Annotated in this window: 12 protein-coding genes and 1 rRNA gene; 2 read left to right on the top strand and 11 right to left on the bottom strand. The window is 70.0% G+C overall.

The annotated features are described in order from the left end of the window. Window positions 1-175: 175 nt before the first annotated feature. Both N5I75_RS18025 and N5I75_RS18020 read right to left on the bottom strand, forming a co-directional pair. A 16S ribosomal RNA gene (locus N5I75_RS18025) occupies window positions 176-1,701 on the bottom strand. Window positions 1,702-2,282: 581 nt separating this feature from the next. After that, the gene (locus N5I75_RS18020) at window positions 2,283-3,290 is read right to left on the bottom strand and encodes a stage II sporulation protein M (RefSeq protein ID WP_476678741.1); all 1,008 of its coding nucleotides are present in this window, start codon (window positions 3,288-3,290) and stop codon (window positions 2,283-2,285) included. 107 nt (window positions 3,291-3,397) lie between these two features. Here N5I75_RS18020 and N5I75_RS18015 point away from each other — a divergent pair, with 107 nt between their 5' ends. Next, window positions 3,398-4,399 (top strand): RDD family protein, encoded by a 1,002-nt coding sequence (locus tag N5I75_RS18015; protein WP_476679532.1) that lies wholly within the window; start codon window positions 3,398-3,400, stop codon window positions 4,397-4,399. A gap of 18 nt (window positions 4,400-4,417) precedes the next feature. On the opposite strand, the gene N5I75_RS18010 is transcribed toward N5I75_RS18015, so the two are convergent. The 9 genes from N5I75_RS18010 to N5I75_RS17970 form a co-directional block, all read right to left on the bottom strand. Continuing rightward, window positions 4,418-5,032, bottom strand: coding sequence for a hypothetical protein (locus N5I75_RS18010; protein WP_476678740.1), 615 nt, complete (start codon window positions 5,030-5,032; stop codon window positions 4,418-4,420). A gap of 163 nt (window positions 5,033-5,195) precedes the next feature. Then, complete coding sequence (gene ahcY, locus N5I75_RS18005) at window positions 5,196-6,659, bottom strand: adenosylhomocysteinase (protein WP_476678738.1); 1,464 nt, start codon at window positions 6,657-6,659, stop codon at window positions 5,196-5,198. 346 nt (window positions 6,660-7,005) lie between these two features. Further along, window positions 7,006-7,983 carry a cation diffusion facilitator family transporter gene (locus N5I75_RS18000; RefSeq protein WP_476678736.1) on the bottom strand — a complete coding sequence of 326 codons (978 nt, stop codon included), beginning with the start codon at window positions 7,981-7,983 and terminating at the stop codon, window positions 7,006-7,008. 125 nt (window positions 7,984-8,108) lie between these two features. Next, window positions 8,109-9,260 (bottom strand): mannose-6-phosphate isomerase, class I, encoded by a 1,152-nt coding sequence (gene manA / locus N5I75_RS17995; RefSeq protein ID WP_476678734.1) that lies wholly within the window; start codon window positions 9,258-9,260, stop codon window positions 8,109-8,111. A 1,014-nt stretch (window positions 9,261-10,274) separates the two neighbouring features. After that, a complete protein-coding gene (locus N5I75_RS17990) occupies window positions 10,275-11,402 on the bottom strand; it encodes an SIS domain-containing protein (protein WP_476678732.1) in 1,128 nt (375 codons plus the stop codon). Window positions 11,403-11,430: 28 nt separating this feature from the next. Then, window positions 11,431-11,601 carry a Trm112 family protein gene (locus N5I75_RS17985; protein ID WP_361071626.1) on the bottom strand — a complete coding sequence of 57 codons (171 nt, stop codon included), beginning with the start codon at window positions 11,599-11,601 and terminating at the stop codon, window positions 11,431-11,433. Between the two features lie 626 nt (window positions 11,602-12,227). Next, window positions 12,228-13,598 (bottom strand): phosphomannomutase/phosphoglucomutase, encoded by a 1,371-nt coding sequence (locus N5I75_RS17980; RefSeq protein WP_476678730.1) that lies wholly within the window; start codon window positions 13,596-13,598, stop codon window positions 12,228-12,230. 108 nt (window positions 13,599-13,706) lie between these two features. Beyond that, window positions 13,707-15,323: an L-lactate permease gene (locus N5I75_RS17975; RefSeq protein ID WP_476678728.1), complete on the bottom strand. Its 1,617-nt coding sequence runs from the start codon at window positions 15,321-15,323 to the stop codon at window positions 13,707-13,709. A gap of 170 nt (window positions 15,324-15,493) precedes the next feature. Continuing rightward, window positions 15,494-15,871 (bottom strand): DUF3499 domain-containing protein, encoded by a 378-nt coding sequence (locus N5I75_RS17970; protein WP_394431349.1) that lies wholly within the window; start codon window positions 15,869-15,871, stop codon window positions 15,494-15,496. Window positions 15,872-16,214: 343 nt separating this feature from the next. On the opposite strand from N5I75_RS17970, the gene N5I75_RS17965 reads away from it, so the two are divergent. Further along, window positions 16,215-16,712, top strand: coding sequence for a metallopeptidase family protein (locus tag N5I75_RS17965; RefSeq protein ID WP_476679531.1), 498 nt, complete (start codon window positions 16,215-16,217; stop codon window positions 16,710-16,712). Window positions 16,713-16,753 lie beyond the last annotated feature (41 nt).

Here is a 16,753-nt window from a genome sequence, read left to right as displayed (position 1 = left end):
GCCCGACACCCTCACCTCACTGGTTCACTTTCCACGCCGAAGCAGTACTCGCGACCAGAGCAGGTCAGGTGTGCCGAATAGTCAACGTTCCACCCATGAGCAACCACCGTCGAACGTTTGCCGACGTTATGGCCCTGGACCACCAAGCAAGCTTGGCGGCCTAGATGCTCCTTAGAAAGGAGGTGATCCAGCCGCACCTTCCGGTACGGCTACCTTGTTACGACTTCGTCCCAATCGCCAGTCCCACCTTCGACAGCTCCCTCCCACAAGGGGTTGGGCCACCGGCTTCGGGTGTTACCGACTTTCGTGACGTGACGGGCGGTGTGTACAAGGCCCGGGAACGTATTCACCGCAGCAATGCTGATCTGCGATTACTAGCAACTCCAACTTCATGGGGTCGAGTTGCAGACCCCAATCCGAACTGAGACCGACTTTTTGAGATTCGCTCCACCTTGCGGTATCGCAGCTCATTGTATCGGCCATTGTAGCACGTGTGCAGCCCAAGACATAAGGGGCATGATGACTTGACGTCGTCCCCACCTTCCTCCGAGTTGACCCCGGCGGTCTCCTGTGAGTCCCCATCACCCCGAAGGGCATGCTGGCAACACAGAACAAGGGTTGCGCTCGTTGCGGGACTTAACCCAACATCTCACGACACGAGCTGACGACAGCCATGCACCACCTGTACACCGACCACAAGGGGGACCCTGTCTCCAGGGTTTTCCGGTGTATGTCAAGCCTTGGTAAGGTTCTTCGCGTTGCGTCGAATTAAGCCACATGCTCCGCTGCTTGTGCGGGCCCCCGTCAATTCCTTTGAGTTTTAGCCTTGCGGCCGTACTCCCCAGGCGGGGAACTTAATGCGTTAGCTGCGGCACCGACGACGTGGAATGTCGCCAACACCTAGTTCCCACCGTTTACGGCGTGGACTACCAGGGTATCTAATCCTGTTCGCTCCCCACGCTTTCGCTCCTCAGCGTCAGTAATGGCCCAGAGATCCGCCTTCGCCACCGGTGTTCCTCCTGATATCTGCGCATTTCACCGCTACACCAGGAATTCCGATCTCCCCTACCACACTCTAGCCTGCCCGTATCGACTGCAGACCCGGGGTTAAGCCCCGGGCTTTCACAACCGACGTGACAAGCCGCCTACGAGCTCTTTACGCCCAATAATTCCGGACAACGCTTGCGCCCTACGTATTACCGCGGCTGCTGGCACGTAGTTAGCCGGCGCTTCTTCTGCAGGTACCGTCACTTTCGCTTCTTCCCTGCTGAAAGAGGTTTACAACCCGAAGGCCGTCATCCCTCACGCGGCGTCGCTGCATCAGGCTTTCGCCCATTGTGCAATATTCCCCACTGCTGCCTCCCGTAGGAGTCTGGGCCGTGTCTCAGTCCCAGTGTGGCCGGTCGCCCTCTCAGGCCGGCTACCCGTCGTCGCCTTGGTGAGCCATTACCTCACCAACAAGCTGATAGGCCGCGGGCTCATCCTTCACCGCCGGAGCTTTTAACCACCGTCCAGGAGGACGGAAGTGTTATCCGGTATTAGACCCCGTTTCCAGGGCTTGTCCCAGAGTGAAGGGCAGATTGCCCACGTGTTACTCACCCGTTCGCCACTAATCCCCACCGAAGTGGTTCATCGTTCGACTTGCATGTGTTAAGCACGCCGCCAGCGTTCGTCCTGAGCCAGGATCAAACTCTCCGTGAATGTTTCCCCGTACTCGGGGTGACACCACGAGAGCGGACCGGGCGGGAGGAATAGTCCCGTCCGGTCACAGCGTCCTCGCTGTGTTTTGTTTCAAAGGAACCTCGTCCCAACCATCAGATGACGGCCGGAGACGGGGTAATCAACATATCTGGCGTTGACTTTTGGCACGCTGTTGAGTTCTCAAGGAACGGACGCTTCCTTTGTACTCACCCGAGAGACTCTCTCGCGGCTTTCCTCCGGGCGCTTCCCTTCGATCTTGCGTTTCCAACCTTACCAGATCCGTTTTCCGTTCCGTTTCCGGTTTCGGAGTTCATTTCCGGTGGCCGTTGGAGGGCCTTTGCCTTTCGGCGGTTCCGACTTTATCAGAGGTTTTCGGCCGGACTGACCGGCTGCTTTTCCTCTGAATAAGCGGGGGGCTTCTCGAAGAATGTTATTTCGTGAAGCGCGATAGATGCTAACGGTTGCGATCGAGTCTTGTCGAGCTCGGGGCAACTGTTCGAATCTACCTCCCTGGTCTGACCGTGTCAACGGTTTTTCCGGGGCGAAGAGGAGACTAGCAGGTCAGATGAGCCGTATGCACATCACGCAGCGGTCGGCACGGCCGCGCTGCGTTCCGCTGTCTCCAGGTCACCGGTTTCCCCTGCTCGCGCCGCACGGCCGCCGAGGACGTACACGTAGATGAGGAAAGCAAGCTCGGCGGCGATGCCGATGCCGATGCGGGCCCATGTCGGCAAGCCCGACGGGGTGACGAAGCCTTCGATCGCGCCGGAGACGAAGAGGATCAGAGCCATGCCGATGGCCATGCCGATTGCTGCGCGGCCCTCTTCAGCGAGGGCCGTCCTGCGCGTGCGCGGGCCGGGGTCGATGACGGTCCAGCCGAGGCGCAGGCCGGTACCTGCGGCCACGAAGACCGCGGTCAGTTCGAGGAGGCCGTGCGGGAGGATCAGGCCGAGGAAGGTGTCGAGCCGGCCCGCGGAGGTCATCAGGCCTATGCCGACGCCGACGTTGAGCATGTTCTGGAAGAGGATCCACAGGACCGGCAGGCCCAGGAAGACGCCGAGGACCAGGCACACCGCTGCGGCCTGCGCATTGTTCGTCCACACCTGGGCCGCGAAGGACGTGGCCGGGTGGCTCGAGTAGTACGTCTCGTACTGACCGCCCGGACGGGTCATCTCGCGGAGTTCGGACGGGGCGGCGATGGAGGCCTGCACGTCGGGGTGGGTGCCTATCCACCAGCCGATCAGGGCGGCTGTCGCCGTGGATATCAGCGCCACGGGCACCCACCAGTGGCGTGCCCTGTAGACCGCTGCGGGGAAGCCGTGGGTGAGGAAGCGGGTGACGTCGCGCCAGGAGGCGCGGCGCGTGCCGGTCACGGCGCTACGCGCGCGTGCCACGAGTTGGGTCAGGCGGCCGATGATCCTCGGGTCGGGGGCGCTCGACTGGATGAGCGAGAGATGGGTGGCCGTGCGCTGGTAGAGGGACACCAGTTCGTCCGCTTCTGTGCCGGTGAGGCGGCGTCGGCGGCGCAGCAGCGCGTCCAGGCGGTCCCACTCGGCGCGGTGGGCGGACACGAAGACGTCGAGGTCCATCCGGTCTGCTGCTCCTCGCTTATAGCGGCACCTGTGCGGCGCGTTCTGCCCTCAGCTTGGCAGACTGGCGGTTCCGGAGGCAGGTCAGGGAAGGGTGGGTGGCCGGCGTGAGTGAGCTGGTGACGGGCGAGGCAGTGGCGTTGGAGCTGCGGCCCGCGAAGCTGCCGAGCCGTGCGCTCGCTGTGCTCATCGATCTGGTGGTGGCGTTCGCCGTCTACATCGCGGTGACCATAGGCGTGGTCGCCGCGACCGGGTCGATGGACGACGCGGCCTCGGCGGCCCTTTCTGTGGCCTTGTTCCTGCTGGTCCTCGTCGGTGTGCCGATCGCCGTGGAGACGCTGAGCCATGGGCGGTCGCTCGGGAAGCTCGCGTGCGGGCTGCGGGTGGTGCGGGACGACGGGGGGCCGGTCCGGTTCCGGCACGCGCTGGTGCGGGGGGCCGTCGGCGTGGTGGAGATCCTGATGACGTTCGGGGTCGTCGCGTGCATCGCCTCGCTCGTCTCCGCGCGCGGGCGGCGGGTCGGCGACGTGTTCGCGGGGACGCTCGTCGTGCGCGAGCGGGTGCCGGCGGGGCAGGCGGCGGTCGTGCCGCCTCCGCCGCCGTGGCTGGTGGGGCGGTTCGCGCAGCTGGACCTGTCGGCGGTGCCCGAAGGGCTGTGGCTCGCCGTGCGGCAGTACCTGACGCGGATGGGGCAGCTCGATCCGCAGATCGGGTACGGCATGGCCGAGCGGCTCGCCGGGGACCTGGCCGCGCACACGGGTGCGCCCGCGCCGCGCGATGTGCCGCCCGCGGCGTTCCTGGCGGCGGTGATGCACGAGCGGCAGTCGCGTGAAGTGCGACGGGCCTTCGGCTCGGGCCCCAGTGGGCAGGGTGCGGCTTACGCTCCGCCCGCGTCGGCGCCGATGCCCGCGCCTATGCCTGTGCCTATGCCCGTGCCTGCCCCCGCGCCTGGGCCCCAGCAGTTCGGTTCGGCGGCTGCGGCCGCGCCCGCCTCGCCGCCCTCCCCGCCCTCGCCGCCCTTGCCGCCCTCCCCGCCTTCTGAGCAGCCCGCGCCGGACTTCCGGAAGCCCGAGCCGCCGTCGGCCACCGGGTTCGCCCCGCCCTCCTGACGGCTGCGGGCCTCCGCGTCAGCCGAACGCCGACGGCGGTGTCTCCAGATCCTCCAGCTCGACGCCCGGCGCGGCCAGGACCACGTCGCCGCTGATGTGGACGGTGTGCTGCTCGCCCGTGTCCAGGGCCGTGACCTGGTACGCGTCCACGACGAGGGGGCCGTTGTCAGTGGCGTGTGCTTCGCTGTTCAGCAGAGTCCAGGACTGGTCCAGGGTGCGGGGTGCCAGGACCGGGTCCGTCAGGGCGACCAGGCGTACGCGGGCCGAGGGGGAAGCGGGGGTGAGGTTCAGCAGTCGCGTGGTGGCGACGAGGAACGCGGGGGACGTGCCGGTGAAGGCATGAGCGGGTGCGTTCCCTTCGGTGGCGTGGGCGCCGGTGGGGTCGGTACGTACCCAGGTCACGCCGTCGATGGCGGCTCCTCGCACCTGCCAGCTCGCGGCGTTCACTTCGAGACGGATGGGGCGGCCGAGCTCGTCGAGGGCCAGGTCGATCGAGCCGGCGTGATCGCCGGAGGGGGTGGTCCGCTGGGCCACGTAGCGCCAGCCGGAAGGGCCGGGGGCGCAGTGGAAGTGCTCGTCACCGAGGGGGGTGTGATCGTGCGGATCGTGAAGCGAATATCGGCCGCGGGGCATGGGGTGCGCGGGGTCCTTCAGGGATCGTGACGGCTGGCGGCTGTGACGGGCCGTACCGGCTGGGCGCGGGATACGGGACAGGCCCCCGGCACGGGGGTGCGGGGGCCTGTCCTGTCAGTCCGTGCGCGCGACCGGCATGGCCGTGGTGCCCGGTGTCAGTGGCTCAGTAGCGGTAGTGGTCCGACTTGTACGGGCCCTCGACCTCGACGCCGATGTACGCGGCCTGCTCCGGGCGGAGCGTCGTCAGCTTCACGCCGAGCGAGTCCAGGTGGAGGCGGGCGACCTTCTCGTCCAGGTGCTTGGGCAGGACGTAGACGTCGGTCGGGTACTCCGACTGCTTCGTGAACAGCTCGATCTGGGCCAGCGTCTGGTCCGCGAAGGAGTTGGACATCACGAAGGACGGGTGACCGGTCGCGTTGCCCAGGTTCAGCAGGCGGCCCTCGGACAGGACGATGATGACCTTGCCGTCGGGGAACGTCCACGTGTGGACTTGCGGCTTGACCTCGTCCTTGACGATGCCGTCGATCTTCGCGAGACCGGCCATGTCGATCTCGTTGTCGAAGTGGCCGATGTTCCCGACGATCGCCTGGTGCTTCATCTTGGCCATGTCGCTCGCCATGATGATGTCCTTGTTGCCGGTCGTGGTGACGAAGATGTCCGCCTTGTCGATCACCTCGTCGAGCGTGGTGACCTGGTAGCCGTCCATCGCCGCCTGCAGCGCGCAGATCGGGTCGATCTCCGTGATGATCACGCGGGCGCCCTGGCCGCGCAGCGACTCCGCACAGCCCTTGCCCACGTCACCGTAACCGCAGACGACCGCGGTCTTGCCGCCGATCAGGACGTCGGTGGCGCGGTTGATGCCGTCGACCAGGGAGTGGCGGCAGCCGTACTTGTTGTCGAACTTCGACTTCGTCACCGCGTCGTTCACATTGATCGCGGGGAACAGGAGAGTGCCTTCACGCTGCATCTCGTACAGGCGGTGGACACCCGTCGTGGTCTCCTCCGTCACGCCGCGGATCTCCGAGGCGAGCTGGGTCCACTTCTGCGAACCGTCCGAGATTGTGCGGTTCAGGAGTTCGAGGATGACGCGGTGCTCGTCGTTCTCGGCGGTGTCGACCGAGGGGACCTTGCCGTCCTTCTCGTACTCGACACCCTTGTGGACGAGGAGGGTGGCGTCGCCACCGTCGTCCAGGATCATGTTCGGGCCGCCGGTGGGGGTGTTCGGCCAGGTCAGCGCCTGCTCAGTGCACCACCAGTACTCCTCGAGCGTCTCGCCCTTCCAGGCGAAGACCGGGACGCCCTGGGGGTTGTCCGGGGTGCCGTTCGGGCCGACGGCGATGGCCGCGGCGGCGTGGTCCTGGGTGGAGAAGATGTTGCAGGACGCCCAGCGGACCTCGGCGCCGAGGGCGACGAGGGTCTCGATGAGGACGGCCGTCTGGACCGTCATGTGCAGGGAGCCGGTGACGCGGGCGCCGGCCAGCGGCTGCGCGTCGGCGTACTCCTTGCGGATCGACATCAGGCCGGGCATTTCGTGCTCGGCGAGGGTGATCTCCTTGCGGCCGAACTCGGCGAGCGAGAGATCGGCGACCTTGAAGTCCTGGTCCTGTCGGGCGGCGACAGAAGTCATAGGTGAGCTGCTCCTCGGTGCAGTTGCAGATGGTCGAGGTGGGCTTGGTGCGCATGCCCGGGATCGGGAACGCGCATGGCTGGTCTGCGGCGCCGACGGACCCGTGGGTCCGCTGGTGGGACACAAGTGTTCCCTGACGGGACCCAGGTGTTCCCTAGCGCTCGCAGCGCAGTCCGTCGGAGGCCCTCTCTCCCTCGGACGACCCGTCGCGCGGGTTGCCCGACCGCCATCAGCAGCGACGTCTGGCTCGTTACGAATCTACACCGATCGGCCCAGCCCGACCCACCCCCTCTCCGTCGAGTCGGGGGCGGGGCGTGGCCGGAAGCCGTCGGACGGAGGGGTGGGATCAGTGTTCCGGGGCCGGGGTCGGGCCGCCCGGCATCGCCTCGCGGTCGGGGCCCTTGGCGGCCTCGGCCTCGCTGTAGATGTCGGGTTCGAGGTAGATGACGCGGGCGATCGGGACGGCGGCACGGATGCGGGCCTCGGCGGCGTCTATGGCGCGGGCGACCTCGGCGGCGGTGTCGTCGTGCCGGACGGCGATCTTCGCGGCGACGAGCAGCTCCTCGGGGCCCAGGTGGAGGGTGCGCATGTGGATGAGGCCGGTGACGGTGTCGCCGTCGACGACCGCCTCCTCGATCTTGCGGACCTCGTCGGTGCCCGCCGCCTCGCCGAGCAGGAGCGACTTGGTCTCCAGGGCGAGGACGATCGCGATGGCGATGAGGAGGAGGCCGATGCAGAGGGTGCCGATGCCGTCCCAGACGCCTTCGCCGGTGGCGAGGGTGAGGCCGACGCCGAACAGGGCGAGGACGAGACCGATCAGCGCGCCGAAGTCCTCGAGGAGGACGACGGGCAGCTCAGGGGCCTTGGCGCGCTTGATGAACTGGCCCCACGAGAGCTTTCCGCGCAGGGCGTTCGACTCCTTGATGGCCGTGCGGAAGGAGAAGCCCTCGGCGATGATCGCGAAGACGAGGACGCCGACCGGCCAGTACCAGTGTTCGAGGTCGTGCGGGTGCTTGATCTTCTCGTAGCCCTCGTAGACGGCGAACATGCCGCCGACGGAGAAGAGGACGATCGAGACGAGGAAGGCGTAGATGTAGCGCTCGCGGCCGTAGCCGAAGGGGTGTTGCGGGGTCGCCTCGCGCTGGGCCTTCTTGCCGCCGATGAGCAGCAGGAACTGGTTGCCGGAGTCGGCGAGGGAGTGGACCGATTCGGCGAGCATCGAGGACGAGCCGCTGAAGAGGAACGCCACGAACTTCGATACCGCGATGGCGAGGTTGGCGGCGAGCGCCGCCACGATCGCCTTTGCTCCGCCTGAAGCACTCATGTTGTTCCCGGTGTCCCTTCGTACGTCCCGTGCTGCTGTGACATGTGGTGCTGTGACATGTGGTGCTGCTTTGCCCGCTCTTTGCGGTGGGTCATTGTTGCAGCACGGGACGGGAGGGGCGGGGGTCAGGCCACGACGGTCGCGCGGAAGACGGTGCCGGGTCCGGACACTTCGGCCTTTTCGCCCGCCGGGACGAAGGCGGAGTGGCCGGGGGCGAGGGTCAGGTCGCCCGCGCGGACCGTGCCGGCCGTGCAGAGCAGGATCTGCGGGGTGGTGGCCGTCAGGTCGTGGGCGGGGGCGGCCTCCGGGAGCACGAAGCGGGAGAGGCGGAACTCGTCGATCGGGGTGTCGTAGACCTCTTCGCCGTCGGCGCCGGCCTCCGGGCGCAGGACGCCGGGGTCGGTGGCCTCGAAGCGGACGATGCGGAGCAGTTCGGGGACGTCCACGTGCTTGGGGGTGAGGCCGCAGCGCAGGACGTTGTCGGAATTGGCCATGATCTCGACGCCGAGGCCGTTCAGGTAGGCGTGCGGGACGCCCGCGCCGAGGAACAGGGCCTCGCCCGGCTGCAGCCGTACGTGGTTGAGCAGCATCGCGGCGATGACGCCCGGGTCGCCGGGGTAGTGGTGGGCGATGCCCGCGTAGGGCTCGTAGGCGCCGCCGATGCGCTGGGCGGCGGCCGTGGCGTCGGCGACCGTGCGGGTCATCTCGTCGCGGTCCGCGCTGAGGACGGCGGTGAGGACCTCGCGCAGCGCGGCCTCCTCGGGGTGCGCGCGCAGGAGGTCGACGTACGGCTTCAGGCTGTCGACGCCGAGGCCTTCGAGGAGCCGGGCCGCCTCCTCCGGGGTGCGGAAGCCGCAGAGGCCGTCGAACTCGGTGAGGGCGCAGATCAGTTCCGGCTTGTGGTTGGCGTCCTTGTAGTTGCGGTCGGGAGCGGTGACCGGGACGCCTTTCGCCTCTTCTGCCGCGTAGCCCTCCTTCGCCTGTACGAGGTCGGGGTGGACCTGCAGGGACAGGGGCGCGCCCGCGGCGAGGAGCTTCAGCAGGAACGGCAGGCGCGGGCCGAACTTTTCGGCTGCCGCCTCGCCGAGGGTGGCCTTCGGATCGTCGGCGATGACCTTGTCGAGGGGGCCGCGCGCGGTCTGCGACGGTGCGCCCGGGTGAGCGCCCATCCACATCTCGGCCTGCGGTTCGCCGGTCGGCTCGGTGCCGAGGAGGTGCGGGATGGCGGTGGTGGAGCCCCAGGCGTAGGGGCGGATGGTGTTGGTCAGGGCGTCCATCTGGGGGCTTCTCCGGTGGGCGGGGGTTTACGGCGGGTGTTTTGTGCGGGGGCTTTTCGGGTGGGCGGGGCGGTTGGGCGGGGTGTTTTGGGTTGGCTGGCCCGGGGTGGGCGGGGCGGTTGGGCTCGGTGCTGGTGGTCTGTCAGGGCCGGGGTGGGCGTGGCGGTTGGGCGGGGTGCCGGTGGTCTGTCAGGCCCGGGGTGGGCGGGGGGCTCGGGGGCCGATCTCGGGGTGGGTCGGGGTAGGCCTGTTAGCCGCCCGGGATGGTCGAGGTGGCCTACGACCATCCCGGTTAGTTGATTGTGGTTGGTGGACGACCCGGGGCGGCCGGGGTGGGCGGTCGGGGTTGGTCCTGGTGGCCCACGACCGTCCCGGTTGTTAGCGATGACCTACGACCGTCCCGGTTGATCGGGCGTGGTCGGTGGCCGATTTCGGGTGGCCGGTTGGCCGGGCAGTGGCCGACCTGGGTTGGCCGGCCTCGCCGGTGGTGGCCGACCCGGGGGCGGCCGAGTGCGGCCGGGGGCCCAGCCGGTTGGCCGGGGATGCTGGTGACCTGTCCGGCCCGGGTTGGTCGGGCAGTGGCCGACCTGGGTTGGCTGGCCTCGCCGGGTGTGGCCAGCCCGGGGTTGATCGGGTGTGGCCGGCCCGGGTGTGGCCGGGGGCCCAGCCGGTTGGCTGGCCGGGGATGCTGGTGGCCTGTTCGGCCCGGGTTGGTCGGGCGGTGGCCGGCCTGGGTTGGCCGGTCTCGCCGGTGATTGCCCCGGGGTGGCCGGGGTGGTCCGTGACAGGCCCGCTTTGGTCGGGCGTGGTCCGTGGCCGGCCCCGAGTTGGCCGGGCGTGGTCCGTGACCCGGCCCGGGTTGGCTGGGTGTGGTCCGGGACCGGCCGCGAGTCGGCCGGGGGGCGGCCGTGGCTCGGCCTGGTCGGCCGAGTGAGGCCGGTGGTCGACTCGGCTTGATCGGGTGTGGTCGGGGGCTTGCCCGGGTTGGCGGGGCGTGGTTTGCGGGTGGTCGTGTCAGGTGCTTGAGGCCAGGCCCAAGTAGATCGCCGCGAAGTCCGTTACCGCGATCAGTTCCGCCAGCGTTTCCAGGTCCGTGCCCTCCTCGGGTTCCAGCTCGCTGATCGCCGTGTCGTGGGACAGGGCCAGTTCGCGGGCGGCGACCGCGGCGGAGAGGCCGTCGGCGGGGCGGTCACGGAGCAGGACGACGCGGGCGCGCAGTGCCTGGCCCTCCTCGACGCGGTCGCGGAAGAAGTCGTCGGGGTCGGAGCCCGCGGCGAGGTCGCTGGTCAGGAGCGCGCCATGCGCGGGCAGCGCCTCGGGCAGGTCCGCCGCGAGCGCGGGACGGCCGGCCAGTTCGGCGAGCGCGGCGGCGAAACGGCGGCCCGCCGGGCCCGCGGCGGCGCCCTCCGTCCAGATCAGCGGGAGCGCCTCGGCGAGTTCGGAGGCGAGCGTCTTCGCCGGGTTGCTGTAGGTCGCGATCGCCGGGCCGCAGCGTTCCGCGGTGCGGTCCAAGCGGTCCGCGACCTTCTCCAGCGTCTCCGCGGGCGCGGCCAGCAGGCCCGTACGGTCGAGGAGCGCGAGGAGCGGGGTCAGCAGGGACCAGAGCATGCCCGGCGCCGAGGCCGCGACCAGTTCGTCCTGGTCGTACGGGGAGGTCGCCATCGGCACGAACAGGCCGTGCGCGCCCGCGACCGACTCCGTCAGAGGGGCGCCCTTGGGGCAGACGGCGACGACCGTGACGCCGCGCCTGTACGCCTGTTCGACCAGGAGGGAGAGGCTGGGCTCCGTGCCGGTCGGGGACGCGATCAGGAGCAGGTCGACCGAGCCCGCCCAGCCGGGCAGCTCCCAGCGCAGGGCTCCCGCGGCCGGGGCCACGCCGGTGGGGCGCAGGCGGATCACCGGGCACGCCGCGCCCGCCAGGCGGCCGAGCAACTCGGCTACGCCGGTGGCCGCGGTGCCGGGGCCCGCGATCAGTACGGCGCGCGGGCGGCCGTCCGGCTTGAGGTCGTTTATCCCGGCCTCGGCCGCGTGCCGGGCCGCCGTGCGGACGCGGGCGCCCGCCTCGGCCGCGCCGCGCAACAGGCCACGGCGGTCGGCCCTGGCCAGCGCCTCCGCGTCGTCCAGGAGCGTTTCGTCGAACATCGGGTCGGGCCTCCTGCTCGCGGGACGGTTACGCGGGGCGGCGGGCCTCGTCGACCAGGAGGACGGGGATGCCGTCGCGGACCGGGTAGGCCAGGCCGCACTCCGTGCCGGTGCAGACCAGCTCGGCGTCGGCCTCCTTGAGCGGGGCGTGGCAGGCCGGGCAGGCGAGGATCTCCAGGAGGCCGGCTTCGAGCGGCATGAGGGTCCCTTCGGGGTGCGGGTTCGGGGCGTGTTGCGTTCAGCGTAGCGCTGCGTTGGGGTTGGGCGGATTGGTGGGCCGGGGGCCTGGCGCGGGTCCCCCGTGGTCGGGGTTCGGCGGGTTTCGGCTGGCCCGGGGGTCGGCTGGAGGGCTCGTCCTCAAGCGCCGGACGGGCTTGGAGGGAGTCGCCCCCGCTCGGCGAAGGGGATTCGGGCCAGCCCCGAGCCGGGGCGCGGGATCCGACCAGTCCGGCGAAGCGCGCCTCGAGCCCCCCGCAGTGATCGCCTGAAAGGCTCGTCCTCAAGCGCCGGACAGGCTTGAGGGGGCTGCCCTCGTCCGGCGAAGCGCGGCCCAGCCCTCCGTGGGCATCGCCCTGAAGCTCGTCCTCAAGCGCCGGACAGGCTTGAGGGGGTCGCCCTCGTCCGGCGAAGCGCGGCCCAGCCCTCCGTGGGCATCGCCCTGAAGGCTCGTCCTCAAACGCCGGACAGGCTTGAGGGGGTTGGCCCCGCTCGGCGAAAGTCCCCTCGGGACCAAGGCGGGGTCGCTCCGGCCCGGCGGAAGCCGCCCCGGCCAGGCTGCGGCGGGGTCAAGACAGTTCGGCAGAAGTCGTCCCGCGTCAAGCGCCGCTACGACCTGATCAACGTCAGTACCTCGTCCCGCACCCTCTCCATCGTCCCCCGGTCACGGGCCTCCGCGTTGAGGCGGAGCAAGGGCTCCGTGTTGGAGGGGCGGACGTTGAACCACCAGTCGGCGGCCGTGATGGTGAGGCCGTCGAGTTCGTCGAGGGTGAGGTCGGGGCGGGTGCCGTAGGTGGACTTGAGCGCGGCCAGGCGCTCCGCCTGGTCGGCGACCGTGGAGTTGATCTCGCCGGAGCCGACGTAGCGGTCGTAGGAGGAGACCAGGGCGGAGAGGGGGCCGTCCTGGCCGCCCAGGGCCGCGAGGACGTGGAGGGCGGCGAGCATGCCCGTGTCGGCGTTCCAGAAGTCGCGGAAGTAGTAGTGCGCGGAGTGCTCGCCGCCGAAGATCGCGCCGCTGGTGGCCATCTCCTGCTTGATGAAGGAGTGGCCGACGCGGGTGCGTACGGGCGTGCCGCCGTTCTCCTTCACGACCTCCGGCACCGACCAGGACGTGATCAGGTTGTGGATGATCGTGCCCGAGCCGCCGTTCCTCGCCAGTTCGCGGGAGGCGACCAGGGCGGTGATGGCGGACGGGGAGACCGGGTCGCCGTTCTCGTCGACGACGAAGCAGCGGTCCGCGTCGCCGTCGAAGGCGAGGCCGAGGTCGGCGCCCTCGGCGCGGACGCGGGCCTGGAGGTCGACGATGTTCGCCGGGTCCAGCGGGTTGGCCTCGTGGTGGGGGAACGTACCGTCCAGTTCGAAGTACATGGGGATCACTTCGAGCGGGAGGCCCTCGAAGACCGTCGGGACCGTGTGGCCGCCCATGCCGTTGCCCGCGTCGACCACGACCTTCAGGGGGCGGATGGAGGTGAGGTCGACCAGGCCGCGCAGGTGCGCCGCGTAATCCGTCAACGTGTCACGCTGCGTGATGGTTCCCGGTGTCACGGTCGCCGCGGGCTCGGGCGCGCCCGTCTCGCTCCACTCCTCCGCCAGCCGCCGGATCTCGGCCAGACCCGTGTCCTGGCCGACCGGGGCGGCCCCGGCCCGGCACAGCTTGATGCCGTTGTACTGCGCGGGGTTGTGCGACGCGGTGAACATCGCGCCGGGCAGCTGGAGCGCGCCCGAGGCGTAGTACAGCTGGTCGGTGGAGCACAGGCCGATCTCGGTGACGTCCGCGCCGAGGGCGGCCGCGCCGCGTGCGAAGGCGCGCGTGAGGCCGGGCGAGGAGGGGCGCATGTCGTGCCCGACGACGATCGCCGTCGCGTCGGTCACGCGGACGAACGCGGCGCCGAAGAGTGCGGCGAGCTCCTCGTCCCACTGGTCCGGGACCACGCCTCGCACGTCGTACGCCTTCACGATCTGCGACAGATCAGCAGCCACGGCCGGACCAGCCCTCCTGGAGTGTCCTCTTCGGACGCACAAACCAATGGGCCCATAAAGTACCTGGTCGGACAGACAGCGCACCGCACGCGGAGGTTGGTGCACCGGTCACGGCAGCATCCACGACAGGACGAACGTGCTCTGCGCGAACACGATCAGACACATCACCAGGAGCAGCGCGAGGCTCCACGGCAGCACCTTGCGGAGCAAGTCGCCTTCCCGGCCTGCAAGGCCGACGGCCGCGCACGCGATGGTCAGGTTCTGCGGCGAGATCATCTTGCCGAGGACGCCGCCGGAGCTGTTCGCGGCCGCGAGCAGCTCGGGCGATAGACCCGACTGCTGGGCAGCGGTGACCTGGAGAGCGCCGAAGAGTGCGTTCGCGGACGTGTCGGAGCCGGACACCGCGACGCCGAACCAGCCCAGGACCGGCGAGAGGAAGGCGAGTCCCGCGCCCGCGGCCGCCACGAAGTGGCCGATGGTGGCGGCCTGTCCGGACAGGTTCATGACGTAGGCGAGCGCGAGGACGCTCGTGACGGTGAGGATCGCGAACCGCAACTCGTGCACCGTGCCCAGCCATTCGCGGGCCGCCACGCGCGCGTGCACGCCGAGGACGACCGCCGTGCAGACCCCGGCGAGCAGCACGAGCGTGCCTCCGGTGGAGACGAGCGGGAGCGTGAAGACGTTGCCGCTGACCGGTTCGCCGTCCGGGGCGGCCACGTTCAGGAAGGGCCAGTCGAAGGTCTGGCTCGCCTTCGCCAGCCAGTCCTTGACGGCCGGGATCTGGGCCACGGAGAAGACGGCGACGATCAGCGCGTACGGGGCGTAGGCGCGCAGCACTTCGCGGCGGGGGTCCTCCTCGTCGAGGTCCTCGCTGCGTACGCCGGTGAGGACGGCGGCGCGGACGGGTTCGGCGGCGGGCCTGCGCGCGCTGGGGACGGCGACGAGGGCGCCCGCGCCGGCCAGGGCGGCGCCGATGTCGGCGAGTTGGGCGGAGACGTAGTTGGAGGCGGCGAACTGGACGACGGCGAAGGCGACTCCGCACGCCAGGGCGGGCGCCCACGTCTCGCGCAGCCCGCGCCTGCCGTCGACCAGGCCGATGAGGACCAGGGGCACGACGAGAGCGAGCAGCGGTGTCTGGCGGCCGACGACGGAGGCGACGGAGTCCAGCGGGAGGCCGGTGACCTGGGCGAGGGTGACGACGGGGGTGCCCATGGCGCCGAAGGCGACGGGCGCCGTGTTGGCGACCAGGGAGACGACCGCGGCCTTGACCGGGTCGAAGCCGAGCGCGACGAGCATGACGGAGCAGATGGCGACCGGCGCCCCGAACCCGGCGAGCGCCTCCAGGAGCGCGCCGAAGCAGAACGCGATGACGAGCGCCTGGATGCGCGGGTCGTCGGAGAGGCGCCCGAACGAGCGGCGCAGGATGTCGAAGTGCCGGGTGCGGACGGTCATCCGGTAGACCCACAGCGCGTTGACGACGATCCACATGATGGGGAAGAGCCCGAACAGCGCTCCTTGCGCGGCGCTCGACGCGGTCTGGCCGAGCGGCATGTCGTAGACGAGCCAGGCGACCAGGGCGGCGACGCCGAGGCCGATCAGGCCCGCGCGGTGCGCCTTCATGCGGACGGCGCCGAGCAGGACGAGGACGGTGACGAGGGGCAGCGCGGCGACGAGGGCGGACAGGCCGAGCGAGCCGCTTACGGGCTCCAGTTGCTGGACGAACACGAGCGCCTCCGGGATCCCGGTCCGTGGGGTACGGGTGGCGGAATCGTCGTGTCCGCGACGATCACGGGTCAACGCGTGCGACGGCGAAGATCCCGTGAAGGCGGCTCAGTCGGCCGAAAGCGGCTGTAGGCGGAAAACGGCCTTTGGTAGAAAGCGGCCGTCGGCGGCCGTCAGTTGTCGGGCGAGCGCAGGACGCGGAGGTGGCCGCGGCGGGCGACCTCCATCGGGTCCGCGTGCCGTCCCCCGGAACCGCCCGCACCGGCCGCACGCTCCTGCGGGCGAGCCGCCTCGCGCACGGCGTTGGCCAGGGCCTCCAGGTCGTCGCCGCTCGGGCGGGCCGGGGCGCTGCCGTCGGTGAGCCGGACGACCTCCCAGCCGCGCGGCGCGGTGAGCCGCTCGGAGTGCTCGGCGCACAGGTCGTAGCAGTGGGGTTCGGCGTAGGTGGCGAGGGGGCCGAGGACCGCGGTCGAGTCGGCGTAGACGTACGTCAGCGTCGCGACGGCGGGACGGCCGCAAGCGGTGCGCGAACAGCGACGTACAGGGCTCACGACGTTGGACGGTACCGCACTCCTGAGCGGGCCGCGACGACTCTCCCCGAGGTCACCCCACCGTGTCGTGGCGTGAGATGGCCCACACCGGCCCGTCGGGGCCCGCTTTTGACCTGCGTCGACCCTGGGCCCCGTAAGCCGCCGGACAGTTGAAAGCGGTCACCACTCGGGGCAAATAGCTTCAATTGTCACGAGATCAACGGTCCGGGAGAGAAGCGGAATCAGGCCCAAGTTTGGCTTGATCGGTCAGGAACCGACATGCGGGCGCACGGCTGACGACATGCGGCGTCCGGTGCGGAGCCGCCCCTCCCCCGACGCGCGGGAGGACTACGCTGCGTCGGTGATGGAAAGGCCCGCCAACGCCGAGAACCCGCTCCCGCCCGACGGGCAGGTACCGCCGCGCTCCCCCGCCGAGCCGCGCCCGGCCCGCCGACGCGACCGGCACGGCCGCGGTATGCGCGGGCCCGTCGCGCCGCCGCAGGTGCCGCTGTCGGCGAGCCGCGCCGAGGTCTTCGCGGACCTCGTGCAGGACTCCGTGGAGCGTCTGGAGCGGCGCTGGCCGCAGCTTTCCGACGTCGACTTCCTGATCCTGGAGGTGCCCCGGCTCACCGCCGAGGACGAGGCGTGGGGCGCCGACACCGTGCCGCTCGGCGGGATGATCCCCGCGCGGGACGGGACGCCCGCGCGCGTGGTCGTCTACCGGCGCCCCGTGGAGATCCGCACCAAGGGGCGCGACGAGCGGGCCGCCCTGATCCACGACGTGGTGGTGGAACAGGTCGCCGAGGTCCTGGGGATCACCCCCGAGACCGTCGATCCCCGCTACGAGGACGGCGAGGAGTGACTACGCGCGCGTAGAAGACGACCACGCGCGCGTAGTGGTCC

The organism is Streptomyces sp. R818 (assembly GCF_056172735.1).
This window is presented reverse-complemented; position numbering and strand designations above follow the sequence as displayed.

Bases quoted from the DNA above. Each gene is read 5' to 3' on its own strand.
- N5I75_RS18020 (WP_476678741.1), bottom strand. From the start codon at position 3,290: ATGGACCTCGACGTCTTCGTGTCCGCCCACCGCGCCGAGTGGGACCGC.
- N5I75_RS18010 (WP_476678740.1), bottom strand. From the start codon at position 5,032: ATGCCCCGCGGCCGATATTCGCTTCACGATCCGCACGATCACACCCCC.
- ahcY (WP_476678738.1), bottom strand. From the start codon at position 6,659: ATGACTTCTGTCGCCGCCCGACAGGACCAGGACTTCAAGGTCGCCGAT.
- N5I75_RS18000 (WP_476678736.1), bottom strand. From the start codon at position 7,983: ATGAGTGCTTCAGGCGGAGCAAAGGCGATCGTGGCGGCGCTCGCCGCC.
- manA (WP_476678734.1), bottom strand. From the start codon at position 9,260: ATGGACGCCCTGACCAACACCATCCGCCCCTACGCCTGGGGCTCCACC.
- N5I75_RS17990 (WP_476678732.1), bottom strand. From the start codon at position 11,402: ATGTTCGACGAAACGCTCCTGGACGACGCGGAGGCGCTGGCCAGGGCC.
- N5I75_RS17985 (WP_361071626.1), bottom strand. From the start codon at position 11,601: ATGCCGCTCGAAGCCGGCCTCCTGGAGATCCTCGCCTGCCCGGCCTGC.
- N5I75_RS17965 (WP_476679531.1), top strand. From the start codon at position 16,215: ATGGAAAGGCCCGCCAACGCCGAGAACCCGCTCCCGCCCGACGGGCAG.